At 60.9% G+C, this 15474-nt stretch carries 18 protein-coding genes; 1 reads left to right on the top strand and 17 read right to left on the bottom strand.

Going from position 1 to position 15474, the window contains the following annotated elements; genetic code table 11:
- Positions 1–11: 11 nt before the first annotated feature.
- Both MK745_RS08765 and MK745_RS08770 read right to left on the bottom strand, forming a co-directional pair.
- Positions 12–464: a fimbrial biogenesis chaperone gene (locus tag MK745_RS08765; RefSeq protein WP_243612914.1), complete on the bottom strand. Its 453-nt coding sequence runs from the start codon at positions 462–464 to the stop codon at positions 12–14.
- Positions 461–955, bottom strand: a complete 495-nt coding sequence (locus MK745_RS08770) for a Csu type fimbrial protein (protein ID WP_243612915.1) — start codon at positions 953–955, stop codon at positions 461–463. Before MK745_RS08770 ends, MK745_RS08765 begins: the two co-directional genes overlap by 4 nt.
- A gap of 637 nt (positions 956–1592) precedes the next feature.
- On the opposite strand from MK745_RS08770, the gene MK745_RS08775 reads away from it, so the two are divergent.
- Entirely contained in the window at positions 1593–2267 is a 675-nt protein-coding gene (locus MK745_RS08775; protein ID WP_243612916.1) for a hypothetical protein, read from the top strand.
- A 228-nt stretch (positions 2268–2495) separates the two neighbouring features.
- Here MK745_RS08775 and MK745_RS08780 read toward each other — a convergent pair whose 3' ends face one another.
- From MK745_RS08780 to MK745_RS19875, 15 genes are all read right to left on the bottom strand, one after another.
- Positions 2496–2975, bottom strand: coding sequence for a hypothetical protein (locus tag MK745_RS08780; RefSeq protein ID WP_243612917.1), 480 nt, complete (start codon positions 2973–2975; stop codon positions 2496–2498).
- 516 nt (positions 2976–3491) lie between these two features.
- On the bottom strand, positions 3492–3746 hold the full coding sequence (locus tag MK745_RS08785; RefSeq protein ID WP_243612918.1) for a hypothetical protein: 255 nt from the start codon (positions 3744–3746) through the stop codon (positions 3492–3494).
- A complete protein-coding gene (locus MK745_RS08790) occupies positions 3691–4002 on the bottom strand; it encodes a hypothetical protein (protein WP_243612919.1) in 312 nt (103 codons plus the stop codon). The genes MK745_RS08785 and MK745_RS08790 overlap by 56 nt, the downstream gene beginning before the upstream one ends.
- Positions 4002–4298, bottom strand: a complete 297-nt coding sequence (locus MK745_RS08795; RefSeq protein WP_347813647.1) for a DUF6527 family protein — start codon at positions 4296–4298, stop codon at positions 4002–4004. Before MK745_RS08795 ends, MK745_RS08790 begins: the two co-directional genes overlap by 1 nt.
- On the bottom strand, positions 4295–4846 hold the full coding sequence (locus MK745_RS08800; protein WP_243612920.1) for an N-acetylmuramoyl-L-alanine amidase family protein: 552 nt from the start codon (positions 4844–4846) through the stop codon (positions 4295–4297). Before MK745_RS08800 ends, MK745_RS08795 begins: the two co-directional genes overlap by 4 nt.
- 215 nt (positions 4847–5061) lie before the next feature.
- Positions 5062–5400 (bottom strand): hypothetical protein, encoded by a 339-nt coding sequence (locus tag MK745_RS08805; RefSeq protein WP_243612921.1) that lies wholly within the window; start codon positions 5398–5400, stop codon positions 5062–5064.
- 101 nt (positions 5401–5501) lie between these two features.
- On the bottom strand, positions 5502–5897 hold the full coding sequence (locus tag MK745_RS08810; protein ID WP_243612922.1) for a hypothetical protein: 396 nt from the start codon (positions 5895–5897) through the stop codon (positions 5502–5504).
- A gap of 1 nt (position 5898) precedes the next feature.
- Positions 5899–7014 (bottom strand): LamG domain-containing protein, encoded by a 1116-nt coding sequence (locus MK745_RS08815; protein WP_243612923.1) that lies wholly within the window; start codon positions 7012–7014, stop codon positions 5899–5901.
- A complete protein-coding gene (locus MK745_RS08820) occupies positions 7011–7313 on the bottom strand; it encodes a spike base protein, RCAP_Rcc01079 family (protein ID WP_243612924.1) in 303 nt (100 codons plus the stop codon). The genes MK745_RS08815 and MK745_RS08820 overlap by 4 nt, the downstream gene beginning before the upstream one ends.
- A gap of 44 nt (positions 7314–7357) precedes the next feature.
- Complete coding sequence (locus tag MK745_RS19760) at positions 7358–8371, bottom strand: hypothetical protein (protein ID WP_279391773.1); 1014 nt, start codon at positions 8369–8371, stop codon at positions 7358–7360.
- Positions 8368–11595, bottom strand: coding sequence for a hypothetical protein (locus MK745_RS08830; RefSeq protein WP_243612925.1), 3228 nt, complete (start codon positions 11593–11595; stop codon positions 8368–8370). Before MK745_RS08830 ends, MK745_RS19760 begins: the two co-directional genes overlap by 4 nt.
- Positions 11592–11993 carry a C40 family peptidase gene (locus tag MK745_RS08835; RefSeq protein ID WP_243612926.1) on the bottom strand — a complete coding sequence of 134 codons (402 nt, stop codon included), beginning with the start codon at positions 11991–11993 and terminating at the stop codon, positions 11592–11594. Before MK745_RS08835 ends, MK745_RS08830 begins: the two co-directional genes overlap by 4 nt.
- Positions 11993–12502 (bottom strand): DUF1833 family protein, encoded by a 510-nt coding sequence (locus MK745_RS08840; protein WP_243612927.1) that lies wholly within the window; start codon positions 12500–12502, stop codon positions 11993–11995. Before MK745_RS08840 ends, MK745_RS08835 begins: the two co-directional genes overlap by 1 nt.
- Entirely contained in the window at positions 12502–13131 is a 630-nt protein-coding gene (locus tag MK745_RS08845) for a hypothetical protein (protein ID WP_243612928.1), read from the bottom strand. Before MK745_RS08845 ends, MK745_RS08840 begins: the two co-directional genes overlap by 1 nt.
- Positions 13128–15389 carry a hypothetical protein gene (locus tag MK745_RS19875; RefSeq protein WP_431978965.1) on the bottom strand — a complete coding sequence of 754 codons (2262 nt, stop codon included), beginning with the start codon at positions 15387–15389 and terminating at the stop codon, positions 13128–13130. Before MK745_RS19875 ends, MK745_RS08845 begins: the two co-directional genes overlap by 4 nt.
- Positions 15390–15474: the final 85 nt, after the last annotated feature.

Here is a 15474-nt window from a genome sequence, read left to right on the forward strand (position 1 = left end):
CTCAACCAAACTCATTTCCCGGTAAAACAAAGGGGGACAGAATGCCTCACACGCAAGTTCACCAATTGGTCTTCAGCTTTCGGGTGCAAAGTATCGACAAGCACCCGGTAACATTCACGCCCGCGAACAGGTTTCTTGGCCACACGCACCACGCGCACCGTAAGTTCCTGTCTGGGCTTTAACTTCGTGATCGGCGGACTGGCGACGACATCGCGGGTCTTGCTCAGGCGATCCGCAGGTGTGCCATACTTCCAGCTCATCACCCGAACCTGAACCGATGCGCGGCGCTCAAGCTGTTTTGCCGATACCGTCAGCGCCGCCTGCTTGGCTCCGGGCGGCAACATGAGCCGCGTCGGAGACACCGAAACGCTCTCAGCGCTTAGAGCAACCGGACACAAACAGACAAGCAACGCAGCAGCAAAAACGCTGCGCTGCCTGGTCCTTGAACCCATTCCAAAGATCATGGGTAGTCGACGGTGATCGTGACTGTATCGCCATAGAGCAGATCCGCCCCATAGGCACCCGAGGGAATCTGGCCATAGACCGTGATGATTTCCGGGATCACGGCGGGGATATCGCCGTTGAAGATCTCTCCACCAACTGCGACTTCGGCAGTGTGACCCGAGTCAGTGTAGATGTTGTAAGGAAGATCGGTCGTGGTGTTGATGCTGGTCATATTGCGCTGACCGGTGTCTTCATTCAAACCACCATCAAGCGTGATCGTGACGCCGGTCTTGGCCGAGGTACAAGTTACGGTAATCACACCGGGGGTTGTCTGGTTGGTGGCGGCACTGCCATCGATGTCAATGAATGCCATCGGCGTGGCGGCGACGATACAAGCATCGACGACAATCGCCGTGACACCCAAGGTGCCTGTTGAAGTGGCGGCGAAGGTTGCACTGGCGCCAATGGTGAGGGCACTCGCAATCCCAACAATACTGTGCTTTTTAAGCATACTAACTTCCCTATTTTTGCAACGTTCTGCGTTACGCGCTTCAAGACAACGCCATCAGCACTGAGGATATGGCCCCTTGGAAAAAGGCACCTGTTTCTGAAAGATACCTATTTGGAATAAGTACCCGACTGCTCGAGAATCCTATTTTGAAAAGGATCCTGTTTTTAGAATACGCGGGCCTTGAAATCTGAGAACTCAAAAGATGCGGAAAAAGATATAGATATCGCGCATTTTTACCTTTTCCCACACTTTCGTATCGGCTTTAGGTTTGGCTAAGAGTCTGACCTATCACTTCGATTAGTTCCGTATAATCTTTCGGAGTATTCACGGTGTTCCGCAGCCTTCGAAGCCGCAGGCTCTGAGGTCTTTCGTCAATCTCCGCCCTGCCCTTGCCTGCGCCTTTGACAGCCAAACCTGCTGTGCTGCCAGGGTCTCATGTCGCGCTTCTCGCACCGGTTCGTCTGTGCGAGCGACACGCGGAGTTTCGAAGACAGATGCCTTCCCCCACGACACACTTGATTCTTGCATACATCTTTTTGGATACAACCTTAGGTATTGCAATACATACGAATAGATGTAGTGATCGGCTTGCGTGCCCTTAGGTCACGCTGAACCTATCTCAACTTTGGAGAGCTCAATGCTTGAAAACATCACCGTTCCAGACCTCACTTCGCCTCTCGACACGCTGGACCTGTCGATTCCCCCGCTGTCGACCGGCCTGCTCGACAGCGTCACCGGCAGCCTGGACACCTCCGCTGTTGACGGCCTTCTCGAAGGTCTGACCGCGGGTCTCGATACCTCTCCGGTCGATGGCCTGATTGACGGTCTCACCGGTGGCCTCGACACCTCCCCGGTCGATGGTCTCATCGACGGGCTCACCGGCGGCCTCGACACTTCCCCGGTTGACGGCCTGATTGACGGGCTCACCGGTGGCCTCGACACCTCTCCGGTCGATGGTCTGATTGACGGCCTGACCGGCGGCCTCGACACCTCCCCGGTTGAAGGTCTCATCGACGGGCTCACCGGCGGTCTCGACACCTCTGCGCTTGACGGCCTCATCGACGGTCTCACCGGTGGCCTCGACACTTCCCCCATCGACGGTCTCATTGAGGGACTGACAGGTGGTCTGGATCTGCCTGTCGTGGACGAAGTTCTGTCCCTCGTTGATGATCTCACCGGTCAGGTGGATACCGGGATCGTCGGCGGCCTTCTCGAGACCGTGGGCGAAACCGTCGAGACCCTGACCATGACGGCGACCGAGCTTGTCGACGATCTGCTTGGTGGTCTGGGCGATCTGGACATGGTGGCCTAACCAAGCCGAAAACCAAAGAAAGCCCCGCGCAAGCAGGGCTTTCGCAGGCGCAAAGACACAGATACGCGCGCCGCAAGACATTTCATCTCACGTTGCATCTATTGGATAATCTGGCGCGGTAACTTGGTGCCCAAGGTGGGCGGCCATTTAATGTTCAATTTCAATAATGTATACGATTGATGCGGGATTTATGAGGAGATGGCGAATTCTTCGCACTTAACCTCAGCCTCAAACTGCCAAGACAACCCGGCCGATCATGCAAACGCCAAAAGCAAACATCGACAGTGACCCAACGGAGAGAATGACGGCCAGGATATGAAACCACTTGTATAGCCTGACGATCTTCGATGTCCGCTCACCCTCAGCGAAAAAAGGGTGTTCCCAAATACGCTGATAGGAGAAGTTCAAGGTAGCCTGCAAGAACATGACAACATAACAGAAACCTGCACAAAGGACTGCAGTCCCTGCTCCCGCGGCGAACCACTGAAGTGATGAAACCACACCGCCGAGGTCAATGCCTTCTGAAAACGAAGAACCAGAAGAGATGCTGCCGACGAAAGCGAGCATAGACACTGCCGCGCCACCGTTTAACAAAAGCAACGACTTCACCGTAACTTCAGCATACTGAACCGCAGCTGCATTCATGCTGCCTGCCTCAGCGTTCCACCTCGCATGCTCCTTTAGAGCATATTCCCGTTCGTCGATCATCAAGCGCCTCTATCGATACTCTTCAGCACTATACAGGGATGTTACCGAAAAGCACATAGCGACCAAGACAGGCAAGCGCGCGGTGATTGTTTGGGGGGGTTCAAGTCCTGCCGGGCCTACCACGACAAATCTATCGCGTTGATTTCATTTGGTTTATCCGAGCTTTTTTCCCACTAGATCAGGGTGGGAAAAATGAGGTGGGAAAAGTACAAGGAGAATCGCGGATTTGAGCGCGGGCCGGGCGCTACTCCGGCTTATGCTTGGCATAGCCCCTAATTATTTTTCCAAGCTGTCCGTCGACTTAAGGCTACCGCGTGTCTCCGCTGGTCTCACAGTGAAATCTGGCCGAAATCTACTGCGCTACCCTCCACGCCGCCGCGCTCCTGTATAAATTACCACGTCCGCTGAAACGAGAAAACCCCCGCCGATTTCTCGGCGAGGGTCGAGGCAGGGACAGTGCCTCTTGGGTAACGCTGAGTTCCCTTCGTTATGACGGACTAACGCGCCGCCGTGCTTCTATCGGGGCTTGTAAGGCTTCGAGGAAAGCGTTTCGCCTATCGTCTCGAGCTTGCCGTTTGCCCGGATTCGCCCTGCCCGTTCGGCCGCGACCGCCAGCGCGAAATCGCGCTCTGTGCGCGGCGCTCCGCCCGTCCAGCCCGGCTCGGGCTGAAGGAGGTCGGCCGAGATCGGCGGAGCCGTGACACGCACGGCCGGATCATTGTCCCCACAGGCGCTCACCAGCGCCGCGCAGGTAATCAGAAAGCGCTTCATCGCCCCCCTCCATGTTTATGAGATCGCGCCGCAGCGCCTCGTATTCGGCCCGTTCGTCCTCGAGCCGGCGCAGCCATGCGCGATGCACCCGCGCGGCCTCCTCTGCGTCCTTTAGCGCGGTTTGTGCCGCGATCCGCTCGCGCTTCTCGATCGTCAGATCCGCGCGCAGCTCCGCGCGCTCCTGGACAACAGAGACCAGCCACCAGATCGCGAGGCCGGCCGCACCCGCGACCAGCAGGGATGGAATCCAGCGCATCACGTCGACTCCGCGATATCGGGCAGGTCAACCGTCTTACCCTTCAGGTCGTGTGTGCAGTCCCCTAGAAAACGGATTGTCCCATCCGTCACGAAAGAGTGGCAGCGCTCTGTTTCGCGACTCCCACCGTACTCTCGCCAAGCATTGATTGACGGGGTTATGGTCGGTTTCTCAACGTCACCGTTGAAGCCCCAGCACGGTTTCGACTCTCGGTCGATATTTACAGAATGAACCCAACCGCAACCGGGACACTTGAACTCGACCATATCGCCGTTCAGGCGCACTCGAGCACTCATGTCGCCCGCTCGATGCCACGGAGCACGGCCAGCGCGAGCGCGCGCTTCTCAGACGCCTCATCGCTTGCCGCCTGCCCTTTCGCAGACGACCCGAAGAACGGCTCGATCAGGATTGCAGGAGCGCGGCCGGAGATCAGGCTTGCGTATCCACGACCCGAGCGCCGCGTCTTGACGCCCCGATCCTTCAGCCCGAGCGCTTCGACCATCTCCTCTTGCACGGCGCGCGCAATGCGGAGAGACGCCGGCGAGCCGCTCGAAAGGGTCTCGGTGCCGGTCGCGGCCGGGTTGTCATGGCTGTTGAAGTGCAGCTCGACGGTGACGTCCGCGCCCCAGGCATCGGTGGCGCCATAGACCGCCTCTATCTCGTCGAGGTAGCCGCCGTGGCCGGCCTCGCGAAAGAACACCTCCGCATCGAGGCCGAAGCGCCTGGCCTCTTTGCGCATGATCTCGGCCAGCCCCTTGTTCCAGGACCATTCGGTCACGCCAGTATCAGGACGCACTGCGCCCTGCGCTCGGGCGTTATGCCCGACCACGATTGCCAGTTTCATGGCTCGTCTCCTATGTGAGAAAGCCCCGCGATCCGGCGCAGATCACGAGGCGAGTAAAGCTCCAGTGTGACCAGCGCGCCGGCCAGAGCGATGCAGAGAGTGCTAGAAGAACAGCGGCAGGATCAGAAAAAGCAGGAGCCCGATCGGCAGGCCGATCTTGAGCGTGTGCCACATGTCCTCGTTTGGGGCGCCCTTATCGCGCCGGATCTTCTTGCTCACGCGTCGTCCTCCACAAGCTTGCGGCCTGCGAGGAACCTTTCGACCAAGGTGACCCCGACCAAGCCAACGATGAATGCGCCGGCACAAAGCGTCCCGAGCGCCGAATGCATCCCCTCGGGAAGCTCACCCACCCAAGGCCGCACTAGAAACGGCGACAGGACACCAACCCCGAACGCCATCGCGGATCCGATAAAGGTCACCCGGATGCCTTCGATGACGCCGGTCTTGATCGTCGCGGATCGGACCAACCCGCCGAGCGCCCCGAAGAAAGCGAGCAAGGCGCCCTGTTCGTTGAAAATCTGCCCAAAGAGGCTCGGATCGGGTCCGTTGTCCATCTGTCTCTCTTTCCTTCTTGTCATTTGCCGCCAGACTTTGCGCCTATCGCTCCGGGCGGCTCGGGGGTGCTCAGGCCGGGAGGCCGTGTTGCGTTGGGTGCTTAGAGCTCCGGCTCCGGCTCGAACTCGTAGCCGTGGCCTGCGAGGACGGATGCAGTCCAATTGCTTGGGACGGTGCCTGCGACGGAATGAACAGTCAGGCCCGCGCTTGCCGCCTGTGCATCGCCAGAGGAAATCACTCCGTTCTCGCCCCACACATTGTTGCCAATGTCGGGAAGGTCTGCGCTGTCCGCAAAGGCGCGCCATGCGGCTTCAAGCTCGGCTGTCGCACTCATATCCTGTGCCAAGTAGGCGACAACCGGACCCGTGGTGCCTTCGGCCACGAGGCGGCGTCCGCTGGTGAAGGTGCCGGGGCCGCGCCCTTGGGCCTCGAGAACGGCGCTCAGGTCGGCCGCTTGAGCGGCAGTTGCGATAAGGATGCAGGGAACAGTAGCCATGTCAGGCACTCCATTTGTTGTGTAGTTTGAGGGCTTCGGAAGCGGTGATCACATCGTCGGTGACGATCAGGTTGGACACATCGCCGTCAAAATGCGCCGCGCTCGATCCGTCGAAGTTGAGGGAGCCGAAAAAGTGAGGGTTGGCGGTATCAACTGCACCAGACTGCGCAGCGGAATAGACCGACACGCCGTCCTCATATAGCGTGACGGTAGTGCCGTCCCACGTGAGTATTGCCGTGACGAACACCCCGAGTTTGTCTGTGCTGCCCTTGATTTGCCCTGCGCCATCATCACCGACGCCGCCCGCAATAGAACCGTCTGAAGCTAACGAGACATAGCATTTTCCGGTGGTCCCGCTCGGACGCGCGCCAAACACGACGCAATTCCCAACATTGGCCTTAAACCGCACGGCGATACTGCCTGCGGTGGTAGGCTTGAGCGTCATAGGCAGTCGATCATCCACACCATCAAAGCGCAGGATATTCGGGGCGTACCATTTCGGCTTGTAGGAGGTCGTGGACTGCGAAGCGTGGTTGCCGGGGATCCCGCGGACGGAGATGCTATCGTACAATGCAGTTAGCCCTGCGGAAGTGTATGGATACACCCGCATCACACCTTGCGTGATGGTTACGATTACATCTGATACTGAACCGATCTGGTTGCTGATTATAGTTGATACGCCATCGTAGATGCCAAACCTAGGGGACGATCCACCAACGCCCCCAATTGGAACCAGGTATGTTCCGTTCTGAAGCGAAATGTCTTGGCGAACCCCGGTATTGCTCACTGCTCCGCCAGTGATGGACAAGCTGCCCGAGACGGACACCGCCGAGCCATCGCCAACAATATCCCAGCCACTCAAGTCAGTATCAAACCCACCATTCGTCACCAACTCCGGCCCAAGGTTGCCAAGCCCGCCTTGCGATTGGTCGATCATCAACCCCACAACATCGGCGTCAGACGCAACCGGCGTTGCCCCCGCTTCATCCTGAAACAGCGTCGAGAGGTCGGAGAGGTCAGGCATCGTGCCGGACACCCCGCCTGCGAAGAGGGAGGCCGGTGACCAGCCGCCTCCCCGCACCGCGAGTTCCGGCAGGGAAACACCAACTCCGATCATGGCGCGATTGCCACTTTGACGCCGGTCGCGGCCGTGCCTGTCGCAAGGATGCGCTTGACGGAGGTCGGCAAAGGCTGGCCTGCGATCAGATAATCGGTGCGAACGTTCTCGTGACGGTCGTGATAGACCACATCCCCGTCCTCTGCGACTTTGATCGAGACGCCGATCGACGCCACCCCGTCCTTGTCGAGCACGTTGTCCTCATCATCGTCTGGCGTCGGCTCGACCCAATAGTCGACCATCCCGCTCAGGGCGATCGAGGCGGTGCCTTTCGCATGGTTCACAAATGGATTGCTCATGTCTTTCTCCTGTCTTGAAACCTGATCCATGGCCCGTGCGGACCTTAGAGAAGCGTGATGATTGCCTTGCCGTTCCCGCCGGACGCCTTGAAGCCGCCGCCGCCGCCCGGCACAGACCCGGCACTGTTTGCATCTCCGCCGTTGCCGCCGTCGATACTGCCGCCGCCATTGCCAGAAGAGACACCGTATTCGTATCCACCGCCGCCACCGCCGCCATTGATCGATCGACCGCCATCATCGCCTTGATTGCCGCCAGCACCGCCGGCCCCATCATTCGAAGCGTCGCCGCCGTTTCCGGTTCCGCCGCCGGGCCAGCCGCCCGCCGCACCAGACTCACCAAGTCCAGCACCAGCACCACCTGATGTTTCGCCACCGGCCTCGCCACCGTAGGCCGTCAGAAGCGTCCCGAATGTTGTGGATCCGCCGTTGTTCCCCGGTGCGCCGCCCTGCCCGATTGTAACTGCGATACTCGAGGCGAGGTCGCCCAGTCGGAACAGCTTCCAGCGATAGGCGCCACCACCGCCACCGGCGCCAGAAATCTGGGCGCCGCCATAGCCGCCGCCGCCGGGGCCCCATAGTTCGACGAGAACCAGACGGTCATCATCGAGGCCGAGCGGCTTGATCCATGTGTCGTCCGCAAGATATTCCCAGCGGCCATAGGTGGCGCCCGCCCCACCCCCTGCGCCGCTCAGGCGAATGAAATTGCCGCCGACATATTCCAGCAAGTCTCGCAGCCCGTCCTCGAGCGCCCCGGCCACGAGCGCGGAACCGTCAGAGGACAGCACAGGCACCGCGCCGGTCGCATCAATGTTGAGCGTCACGCCGCCGGTGTTCACCGCCGCCCATGTGATCGTGAACTTCATCCCGTCCTTCAGACCAGCGCCAGGCAGCGCAGGATCTACCGAGGCCGTCACAACATCGCCTGTCCCGGCGACCGAGGTCAGGGGCAGGCAGGAAGCGTCATAGAGCGCGCCGATGTGGCCGGCATATTCGTCGAGGAAGTCTGGCCCGTCCGGTTTCGGTGTGGTTGCGCTGTTCGTGGTATCGCGGGTGCTCATGCCCAAATCTCCGGTGCTTCTTGAACCATGGTGATTGACCAGGTGAACTGACTGCGCGGCTCCATGCCCGCGACGATCATTCGCCTGTATTCCGTGCCGAGCACGCCGACCGCGACCAAGATGTCCAGCTCGAGGCCGGTCGCGCTCACAGGCGATGCGAAGGTGAGCGTGGCAGTCTCTGCCGAAACCCCGCTCAGCTCGTGAACTGTGATCGTGCCATCCGTCCGGCGCAGCACGACACCCGTGCGCGCACCGATCAGGCCCATGTCCGCGACTTCGCCCATATCGGTGATCTCGTCGAACCCATCCTCGGAGAAGATTGGCGCATCCTCGTCGATCGTGATCGAGATAACATCGCCACTGGCATCAAACGCCATATCGGCCACACGGCCAGTCCCGGCGCGCCTCGTCAGCATGTCGTGCTGCACCCCGACCAAAGAGCCGCGACGGCAGACAATGGCCTCTGCGGGCGCGTCCAGCGTGTAGAAGGCGCTGCGCAGCTCTGCGGTGAGGAAGTCATACTCAGCCCGCGCCCTAACCTCTGCCTCGGTCACGAGCGCGTCATAAGTCACTTGCTCGGTCAGCCCGCCGCGCTCCTGATCCGGGTTGCGGTACGCCGTGATCTGGTGTGCCTCATAGTCCCGCGACTTGTCCGGGAAGGTGATCCGGAATCCGTCCGGCAGTTTGGCAAAGCCCTTCGACCACCGGAAGCTTGAAGAGTTGCGTGGCGTGAAGATCTGCACCGGCCCTTCGCCACTGCGATCATAGTCCCGCGTCACGCCCCAAATGTCGCTCATGTAGGGCCGGGCATAGCCCGCCGCCGCGACGATCCGCGCAGCCTCATCGACGCTCTGCCCCTCATGCAGCGCGTTGACCTCGTATCCCGCCGCATCGCAAGCCGTGCGCCATGCGAGAAGGCCATCGTCATCGATGATGTCTTCTGGCACCGGATCGAAGTTCAGCCGCCCGAGGAGCATGTCTCGCAAATGCGGTGCCGGGTTCGAACTGGTGCGCCAGACCGACCAGGAGGCTGCGCCGGGTGCGGTGATCTCGTCAGGCGCGGCAGTCGCATCCCAGAACCGGGCCGAATGGATCGTGCCGTTGAAGTCCGAGTCGTCCTCGCCGTTGACCATATTGCCGACATAGGCGCCAACCCCGCCAAGGTTCGTCCCCGCCCACTCCCCACTGGGGAAGCCACTGGCCGCGCTCGCCGTGCCGAGATCCGTGACCTCAAGCGCCGCGTGGTCATAGGCCCAGAGCGAGACGGACGCCGCGACCGGATCAAATTCAGTGTAAAAGGTCATGCGCTTGCCCGCGAAGGCCGAGACGTCCATCGACAGCCTCGCCATGTCCGTCTGGGGCGGTGCTGCACCATTCCCGGCGCGAAGGACCAGCTGACCCGACGAGACGCCCAGATATGAGCCGAGCGCTCCGCCACCTTGCTCCCAGATCACGCCGACCGGGCTTTCCGGCATGGTCACGTCCAAGGCCGCAAAGACCACATCCGTCCGCGTGAACTCCGACTCGTCGATCTCCGTGAGCTGATCCCGCTCGAAGGTCGGCTCAGGCAGGACCGGTTCCGGCTGGCCATAGTCCGACACATATCCGGAGGCCATCGCAGACACCTGCTCGACCCGCCGGTTGCGCGCCTTGATCGCGATCAGAGCGAGATCACCCGCCGGAACCGGGTGCTCATTCCAGACCGAAACGCAGCGCAGGATATAAACCGCATCCGCGATACTGTCCTTGCTCTGATTGATCTTCGGGCTGGCCGCGCCCTCGTATGTGAACGGATCACGCACCGAGCCGTTGATCGTGTAGCCGTCCGGATCATAGGCCGTCTCGCGGATCGCATAGCCGCGCACCGCCTCGATTTCGTAGCGCCCCTTCGGAAAGGTGGCCTCATCAAGCACAAACTCCGCGACATGCCGCCCGAGCGTCACATGCTCGACGCCCGTGGTGCCGAGGTTGTTCGCGTCCATGTAGTCATCGCCGACACCATCGGTGAAGTAGCTATGAGCCTCGCGATCATCGGTTGCCGGAGTGATCGACTGCCCTGTCGACGAACTGCGCGCCTCGACCCACCCCTTGCTCGACGCAGCGCCGGGATAGGACGTGGCATCATCGGTCCAGCGCAGCCGGATCGTTGCCCGCTGTTGCCCGATATCCGCCGCCGCGTAGTGGATCTCGGGAAGGTTGATCCAAGCCTCGGTGCTGATCTCACGCATCCGAAGGCGCAGCGGCACCCGCAAGAACACATCGTCCTCGCCCTTGTAGTGCAGCCCTTGCGGGAAGGCGACGTGAAGCAGCACCTCGTCAGGCTCTTGCCGGGTCGAGGCGGTGATCGCCATCGGCAGCGCATCGCCAATATCGCCGGTCTCGGTCTCGAGGCGCGTTCCGTCATCTCCCGACACCGCATGGCCGCGCATTTCGTTTTGCAGCGTGACCGTGAAGCTCTGGCGCTCGACCAGCTCGAGCGGCATATCACCGGGCCAGCCCTCGCGGATCTCGTATTCGATACCCTCGGCCTCGGCCAAAGGCGCGCCCGCAATCCGGATATCCTCGAGTTGATGCGGCCCGGCCAGCACATAGACAGCCTCGACCACCTCGTCCTCACCCTCGAAATAGGTGAACGGTTGCACCGCCATCGGCGGGAAGATCTTACGGGAGCCGGTCACGCGCGGGATCGGCCCGTTCGGCTCGAGCACGTTGCCCTGCGCGCTGGCCGCGCCCTTGTTGCGCACGGCGGAATCGTCAACCGAGACCGCAGGCGGCGGCGCAAGCGCAGAGATCAGCAAGCCACCGACCAGCGACACGCCCCCGGAGATAGCCAGTGCGCCGACACCGCCTGCCGCAAATGTCGACCCGCTCAGGAGGCCCGACGAGACCAAACCGCCCCCTGCGATCCACCCCGTCGCCGCCGTGAGCGCGATCGCGGCGATCAGAGCGAGCGGGTTCTTCCCGTCATCACCGCCCCCCCGGATTGCGGCATGGAACGTCACCTCGACAGGCACCCCGTTTGCCGCGGCCTTTGGCCGGATGTTTGCCCACTGCTCGCGCGGCACCTGAAAGCCGTTGATGCAAATCGCACCATGATCCGCGAAATCCGGCGGCAGGCACCCCATCCGACCGGCGAGCTGCGCGAGGGACAGCCCCTCCGGCAGATATGAGACCTCCGGCGCGAGGCTGAACGGCTCGCGGTAAACGGACGTGATCCGGCTCATTTGTGCTGAAACCTCCTGATACCGATCACCCGCGACCGGATCAAAACGTGTGTGAGCGGCACGATCACCGCATGAGACGCCGCCTCGATGTGCAGCATGTTCTTTGCATCGACCATCACCCCGACATGGCCGGGGAAACTCCGCGTAGTGAGGCGCATGACCACCACGTCGAACTCTCGCGGATCGTTGACAGGACGCCAGCACTCGGCCTCCTGCCCCGCCTGCATAGCCCGTGTGACGCGCATCAGGTCACGCGCGCTGATCTCGCCATAGGTCGGCAGCTCGATGCCCAACTCCGAGCGGTAGACTGAGACCACAACGCCCCAACAGTCGAACGCCTCCGGCCCCCGCCCTCCATCTTCGAAAGGCAGGCCGACATACGCGGAACTCCAGTGCATCAGCGGAACAGACCTGGAAGGCGTTCTTCCGTCGCCGCGATACCCGGCCACGGCTCTTGGCTATAGTCGCGCAGCATGAGACGCCCGGTAATCTCGATTGGGTTCACGTCCACGTCGACCAGGTCGAAATGCTGGAAGCTGTAAATATCCTCCGGCGTCCCAGGCGCCACGCGCGGATCCTGCGTCAGGTCAAAATCGCTCGACGAAATCACCCGGAGCGCCGCCTGCGCCCGCCCCTCGGCCCGCTCAAGCGCCTCACCGATCCGACGATCGACGTTCTGCACCCGCAGCTCTGTCACTGGCGCGGCATCCGTATCGGTCAGCGGCTTGGCGTCAAAGACGATCCCCTTATAGGTCTCGCCCTCGAGCACATAGTCGAACACGTCCGAGACGATCCGGATCGGCTCCGAGAGGTTCTGGTGCGTGACCGTCAGGAAGGCGAGCAGCACATCGGGCGAACCCTCACGCTCCGCCGCCTGCCGCGCACTGGCTGGAATGTCGCGCTGCATCAGACCGAGAATCCCACGTAGCGATTGACGTCCACCGGCTGCGCCTCGGTAATATCACCGGCTGTCAGAACTTCTGAAGCGTCGAAGGTCTCAACGTCCGAGCCGTCCACCGTGTAGAGCTCATAGGTGCCCTCAATGCCCGGCAGGCTCGATGCCGGCACCTTGGCCCCGTCGATCCCATAGACCCCGGCGTCATAGTCAGCGACGAAGGCGGGTGGCACAGAGGTGATTGGGCGGACGTAGGGGGCGAACCAGGGTGCTGCAGGAAGAATAATAACCTTGAAGGAAATCCTGGCCTTCGCCGGGTCTACGCGACGAACCGAATAGGCCTGCTGGCCCACGACAATCCGCATCGAAACAACATTTCCCTTCATCGGGTGTCGCCACACGAACTGGGAAGTGCCTTTAGCGAGATCCTCGTCAAACCAATCCTCAAAATCAGCGAGCAAGTCGAACGAGATCTGCGGCAAGACGATGTCGAATAGCTCGATACGCCCTGTCATCATAGGACGCGTGATCGATGGGCCGCGATCGGGCTTGAAAGCAATACGCGGATCCTGCCTTTGCCCTGCGACAGTGTCTCGCGCGGGCTTTTGCGGAAGGCCAATTGGCCAATGCGCCTGCGTCATCGTTTAATCGTCCCCGGTTTTACCTTGAAGCGCCCCATGGGACCATCAAAGCCACCGCGCGCCATTTCCTGTTTGGTCCGCTCGAGGACGAACCGCTCGACTTGCTGGCCATCGGAGTTCGTGTCGCTTTCCTGGCGCACACCGACGCCGACCTGATCAACAATCTGCACAACGACCTGCGAACCACCTCCGCCGCCACCACCAGAGGCGCGGACCCCGAGCCGACCATTGACGCGTGTCAACGGCATGATCGCCTCCGGACCAGCCTCGCCCATCAACCCCGCGCCGCCCTGCATCGGAAATAATGTCGGAGAGGAAACTATTCCGCCGGTTGCAAATGCCTGGATACGCCCTCCGGAGAACACGTTGCCATTCGCATTTGCAGTGAGGTCCATGAAGCCGCCCTTCCCGAATGTGCCGGGCAACAAGGACGCCAGGAGCCCGTAGACCGATCTCTGCAGCGTCATTGCGACAAGCTTTTTGCCAAGCCCCTCAATGGCGAGGCCGGCGCGATCTCCACCTTCGACGATTGCATCAAAGAGACCGTCAAATGTCCCCTTGATCGAACTCGCCACCCCCTTCGAGAACTCCAGAGACTTCGCCAGCTCTGACGTCTTGTCTTTCGCCTTGGCCGCAGATCCGCCCACCTTGCCGAGGCCGGTGTCGATCTCCTCAAGCGAGCGTCGGGACCCAGGCTCGATTGCGACAATCGCATTGCCAAAGGTCACGACCCCATCTTCTGCGTTCGCGATGCCCTTTTCGAGTTCGGCGATGTTCTTGCGGATGCCGTCGACCGCTTCTCGATGCTCATCATTGAAGATCGGCGCCACGATACCGCTCTTTGTGACCCTGCCTTCATAGGCCGCCTGCGCGCGCGGGTCGAAATAGTCAGAGCCATCCGGCATCGGCTGGCCTGTCGGACCGACCGCTTTTCCGAGGCGGGTCTGTGCGTCGATGGCTGCCGCGCGTGGAGAGGTCACGCTCGCAGCCCCGACGCCTACCCGGCCCGCCTCTGCAAGTCCAAGCGCGCGCTGCTCCTCATAGATTGCCTGCACGTTCTTCAGCCGTGCGCGCGCCTCTTCGAGCTTCTTCTGCGCAGCATCAACGGACATCGCTGTTCCTGCCTGCATCGCCTGCCCGAGAAGATTGGACTGCCGGATCTCGTCACCGAGAGAGCGAGTCACCTCGTCATTCGCTTGCATGTGAACAAAACCGCCCGCCGCGGCCTCGCGATATTTCCGGTTCGCCGCGTTAAGGGCAATCGCAAGCCCACCAAGCGCAATCACGACTGCGCCAATCGGATTGAGCGCAATCGCTGTTGAAAGCGCACCGAACGCGGTCGCCAGCCCGCTGACCCCGATCGTCGCGAGACCAAGCGTTGCCACCACTGGTCCGATTGCGGCCGCCAAGCCACCGAAGACGACGATGTTCGACTTAATCTGAGGCGAAAGCGAACCGAACCAGTCGACAGCCGCCTCGACCTTTTTCGAGAGCGGCACGAGGAAAGGCACAACCTCTCGCCCCAACTCTTCTTTGACGTCGCCAATCGCATTCGACAGCTGTGTCCAGTGCCCCATCGGTGTATTGGCCGCAGCTGCAGCCTGCCCTTGGAACTGCGACTCGAGTTCTTCAAGTATCAAGCCTTGTGCAGAGGCAACCCTGCCGGTCTCAACAAGGGATTCGATGACCGCTTTCTGCGAGTCTGTAAACGTGACCCCAGACCGCCCGAGAGCTGAAAGGCCCTTGATCGGATCGTTGAGAGCCTTACCCACGAGGATCGACGCGCTTTTCAGGTCCATCTTGAGCATAGTGGCCATGTCGAGCACATTCGCTTGCGCCCGATCGAATACGTCGCCCTGGATCTTCTTGAAGGTCAAAAGTGGCGCAGTAACATCTCGGAGAATGCCCTCGTCACCAAATGTCGTCACGTCTTGGAGCCCGGAAGCAAGCGACTTCAGGTCTTGAAGTGAGCGCTGCGCAGCTCCGCCGGTGGACTTGATAACCTGGTCAACAGCGGCCTCTGCCTTCGCTTGCGTGTCGTAGAGCTCGACAGACGCCTTAGCGAGCATCGCGATGGGTGCCGTCAATGCGACAGACATCCCAGCACCAATATTACGCATCGAACGGCCGGCGCGCATGGCCTTGTCGTTGACGCTCACCAGCGCCCCACGCACACCGCCCAGCTCGCGCTTGAGCGAGGCAAAACTACTCGCGGTGCGATCCTTCGCCGTGATGTCAAATTTCACTGCATCAAGCATTTTCTGCCTCGTCGATCATGTCGAGATATTCCGCGAATGCCACGAACTCGACCGAGCCCATGTGCTCGATCACTTCGTGTGGAAA

This window comes from Shimia aestuarii, from assembly GCF_022814865.1.
Taxonomy (GTDB): Bacteria; Pseudomonadota; Alphaproteobacteria; order Rhodobacterales; family Rhodobacteraceae; genus Shimia; species Shimia aestuarii_A.

Excerpts from the sequence above, each read along its gene's own strand:
- MK745_RS08770 (WP_243612915.1), bottom strand. The coding sequence starts at position 955 with ATGCTTAAAAAGCACAGTATTGTTGGGATTGCGAGTGCCCTCACCATT.
- MK745_RS19875 (WP_431978965.1), bottom strand. The coding sequence starts at position 15,389 with ATGCTTGATGCAGTGAAATTTGACATCACGGCGAAGGATCGCACCGCG.
- MK745_RS08810 (WP_243612922.1), bottom strand. The coding sequence starts at position 5,897 with ATGGCTACTGTTCCCTGCATCCTTATCGCAACTGCCGCTCAAGCGGCC.
- MK745_RS19760 (WP_279391773.1), bottom strand. The coding sequence starts at position 8,371 with ATGAGCACCCGCGATACCACGAACAGCGCAACCACACCGAAACCGGAC.
- MK745_RS08840 (WP_243612927.1), bottom strand. The coding sequence starts at position 12,502 with ATGCAGCGCGACATTCCAGCCAGTGCGCGGCAGGCGGCGGAGCGTGAG.
- MK745_RS08800 (WP_243612920.1), bottom strand. The coding sequence starts at position 4,846 with ATGAAACTGGCAATCGTGGTCGGGCATAACGCCCGAGCGCAGGGCGCA.
- MK745_RS08830 (WP_243612925.1), bottom strand. The coding sequence starts at position 11,595 with ATGAGCCGGATCACGTCCGTTTACCGCGAGCCGTTCAGCCTCGCGCCG.
- MK745_RS08780 (WP_243612917.1), bottom strand. The coding sequence starts at position 2,975 with ATGATCGACGAACGGGAATATGCTCTAAAGGAGCATGCGAGGTGGAAC.
- MK745_RS08845 (WP_243612928.1), bottom strand. The coding sequence starts at position 13,131 with ATGACGCAGGCGCATTGGCCAATTGGCCTTCCGCAAAAGCCCGCGCGA.
- MK745_RS08795 (WP_347813647.1), bottom strand. The coding sequence starts at position 4,298 with ATGAGTGCTCGAGTGCGCCTGAACGGCGATATGGTCGAGTTCAAGTGT.
- MK745_RS08805 (WP_243612921.1), bottom strand. The coding sequence starts at position 5,400 with ATGGACAACGGACCCGATCCGAGCCTCTTTGGGCAGATTTTCAACGAA.
- MK745_RS08790 (WP_243612919.1), bottom strand. The coding sequence starts at position 4,002 with ATGCGCTGGATTCCATCCCTGCTGGTCGCGGGTGCGGCCGGCCTCGCG.
- MK745_RS08815 (WP_243612923.1), bottom strand. The coding sequence starts at position 7,014 with ATGATCGGAGTTGGTGTTTCCCTGCCGGAACTCGCGGTGCGGGGAGGC.
- MK745_RS08785 (WP_243612918.1), bottom strand. The coding sequence starts at position 3,746 with ATGAAGCGCTTTCTGATTACCTGCGCGGCGCTGGTGAGCGCCTGTGGG.
- MK745_RS08775 (WP_243612916.1), top strand. The coding sequence starts at position 1,593 with ATGCTTGAAAACATCACCGTTCCAGACCTCACTTCGCCTCTCGACACG.
- MK745_RS08765 (WP_243612914.1), bottom strand. The coding sequence starts at position 464 with ATGATCTTTGGAATGGGTTCAAGGACCAGGCAGCGCAGCGTTTTTGCT.
- MK745_RS08820 (WP_243612924.1), bottom strand. The coding sequence starts at position 7,313 with ATGAGCAATCCATTTGTGAACCATGCGAAAGGCACCGCCTCGATCGCC.
- MK745_RS08835 (WP_243612926.1), bottom strand. The coding sequence starts at position 11,993 with ATGCACTGGAGTTCCGCGTATGTCGGCCTGCCTTTCGAAGATGGAGGG.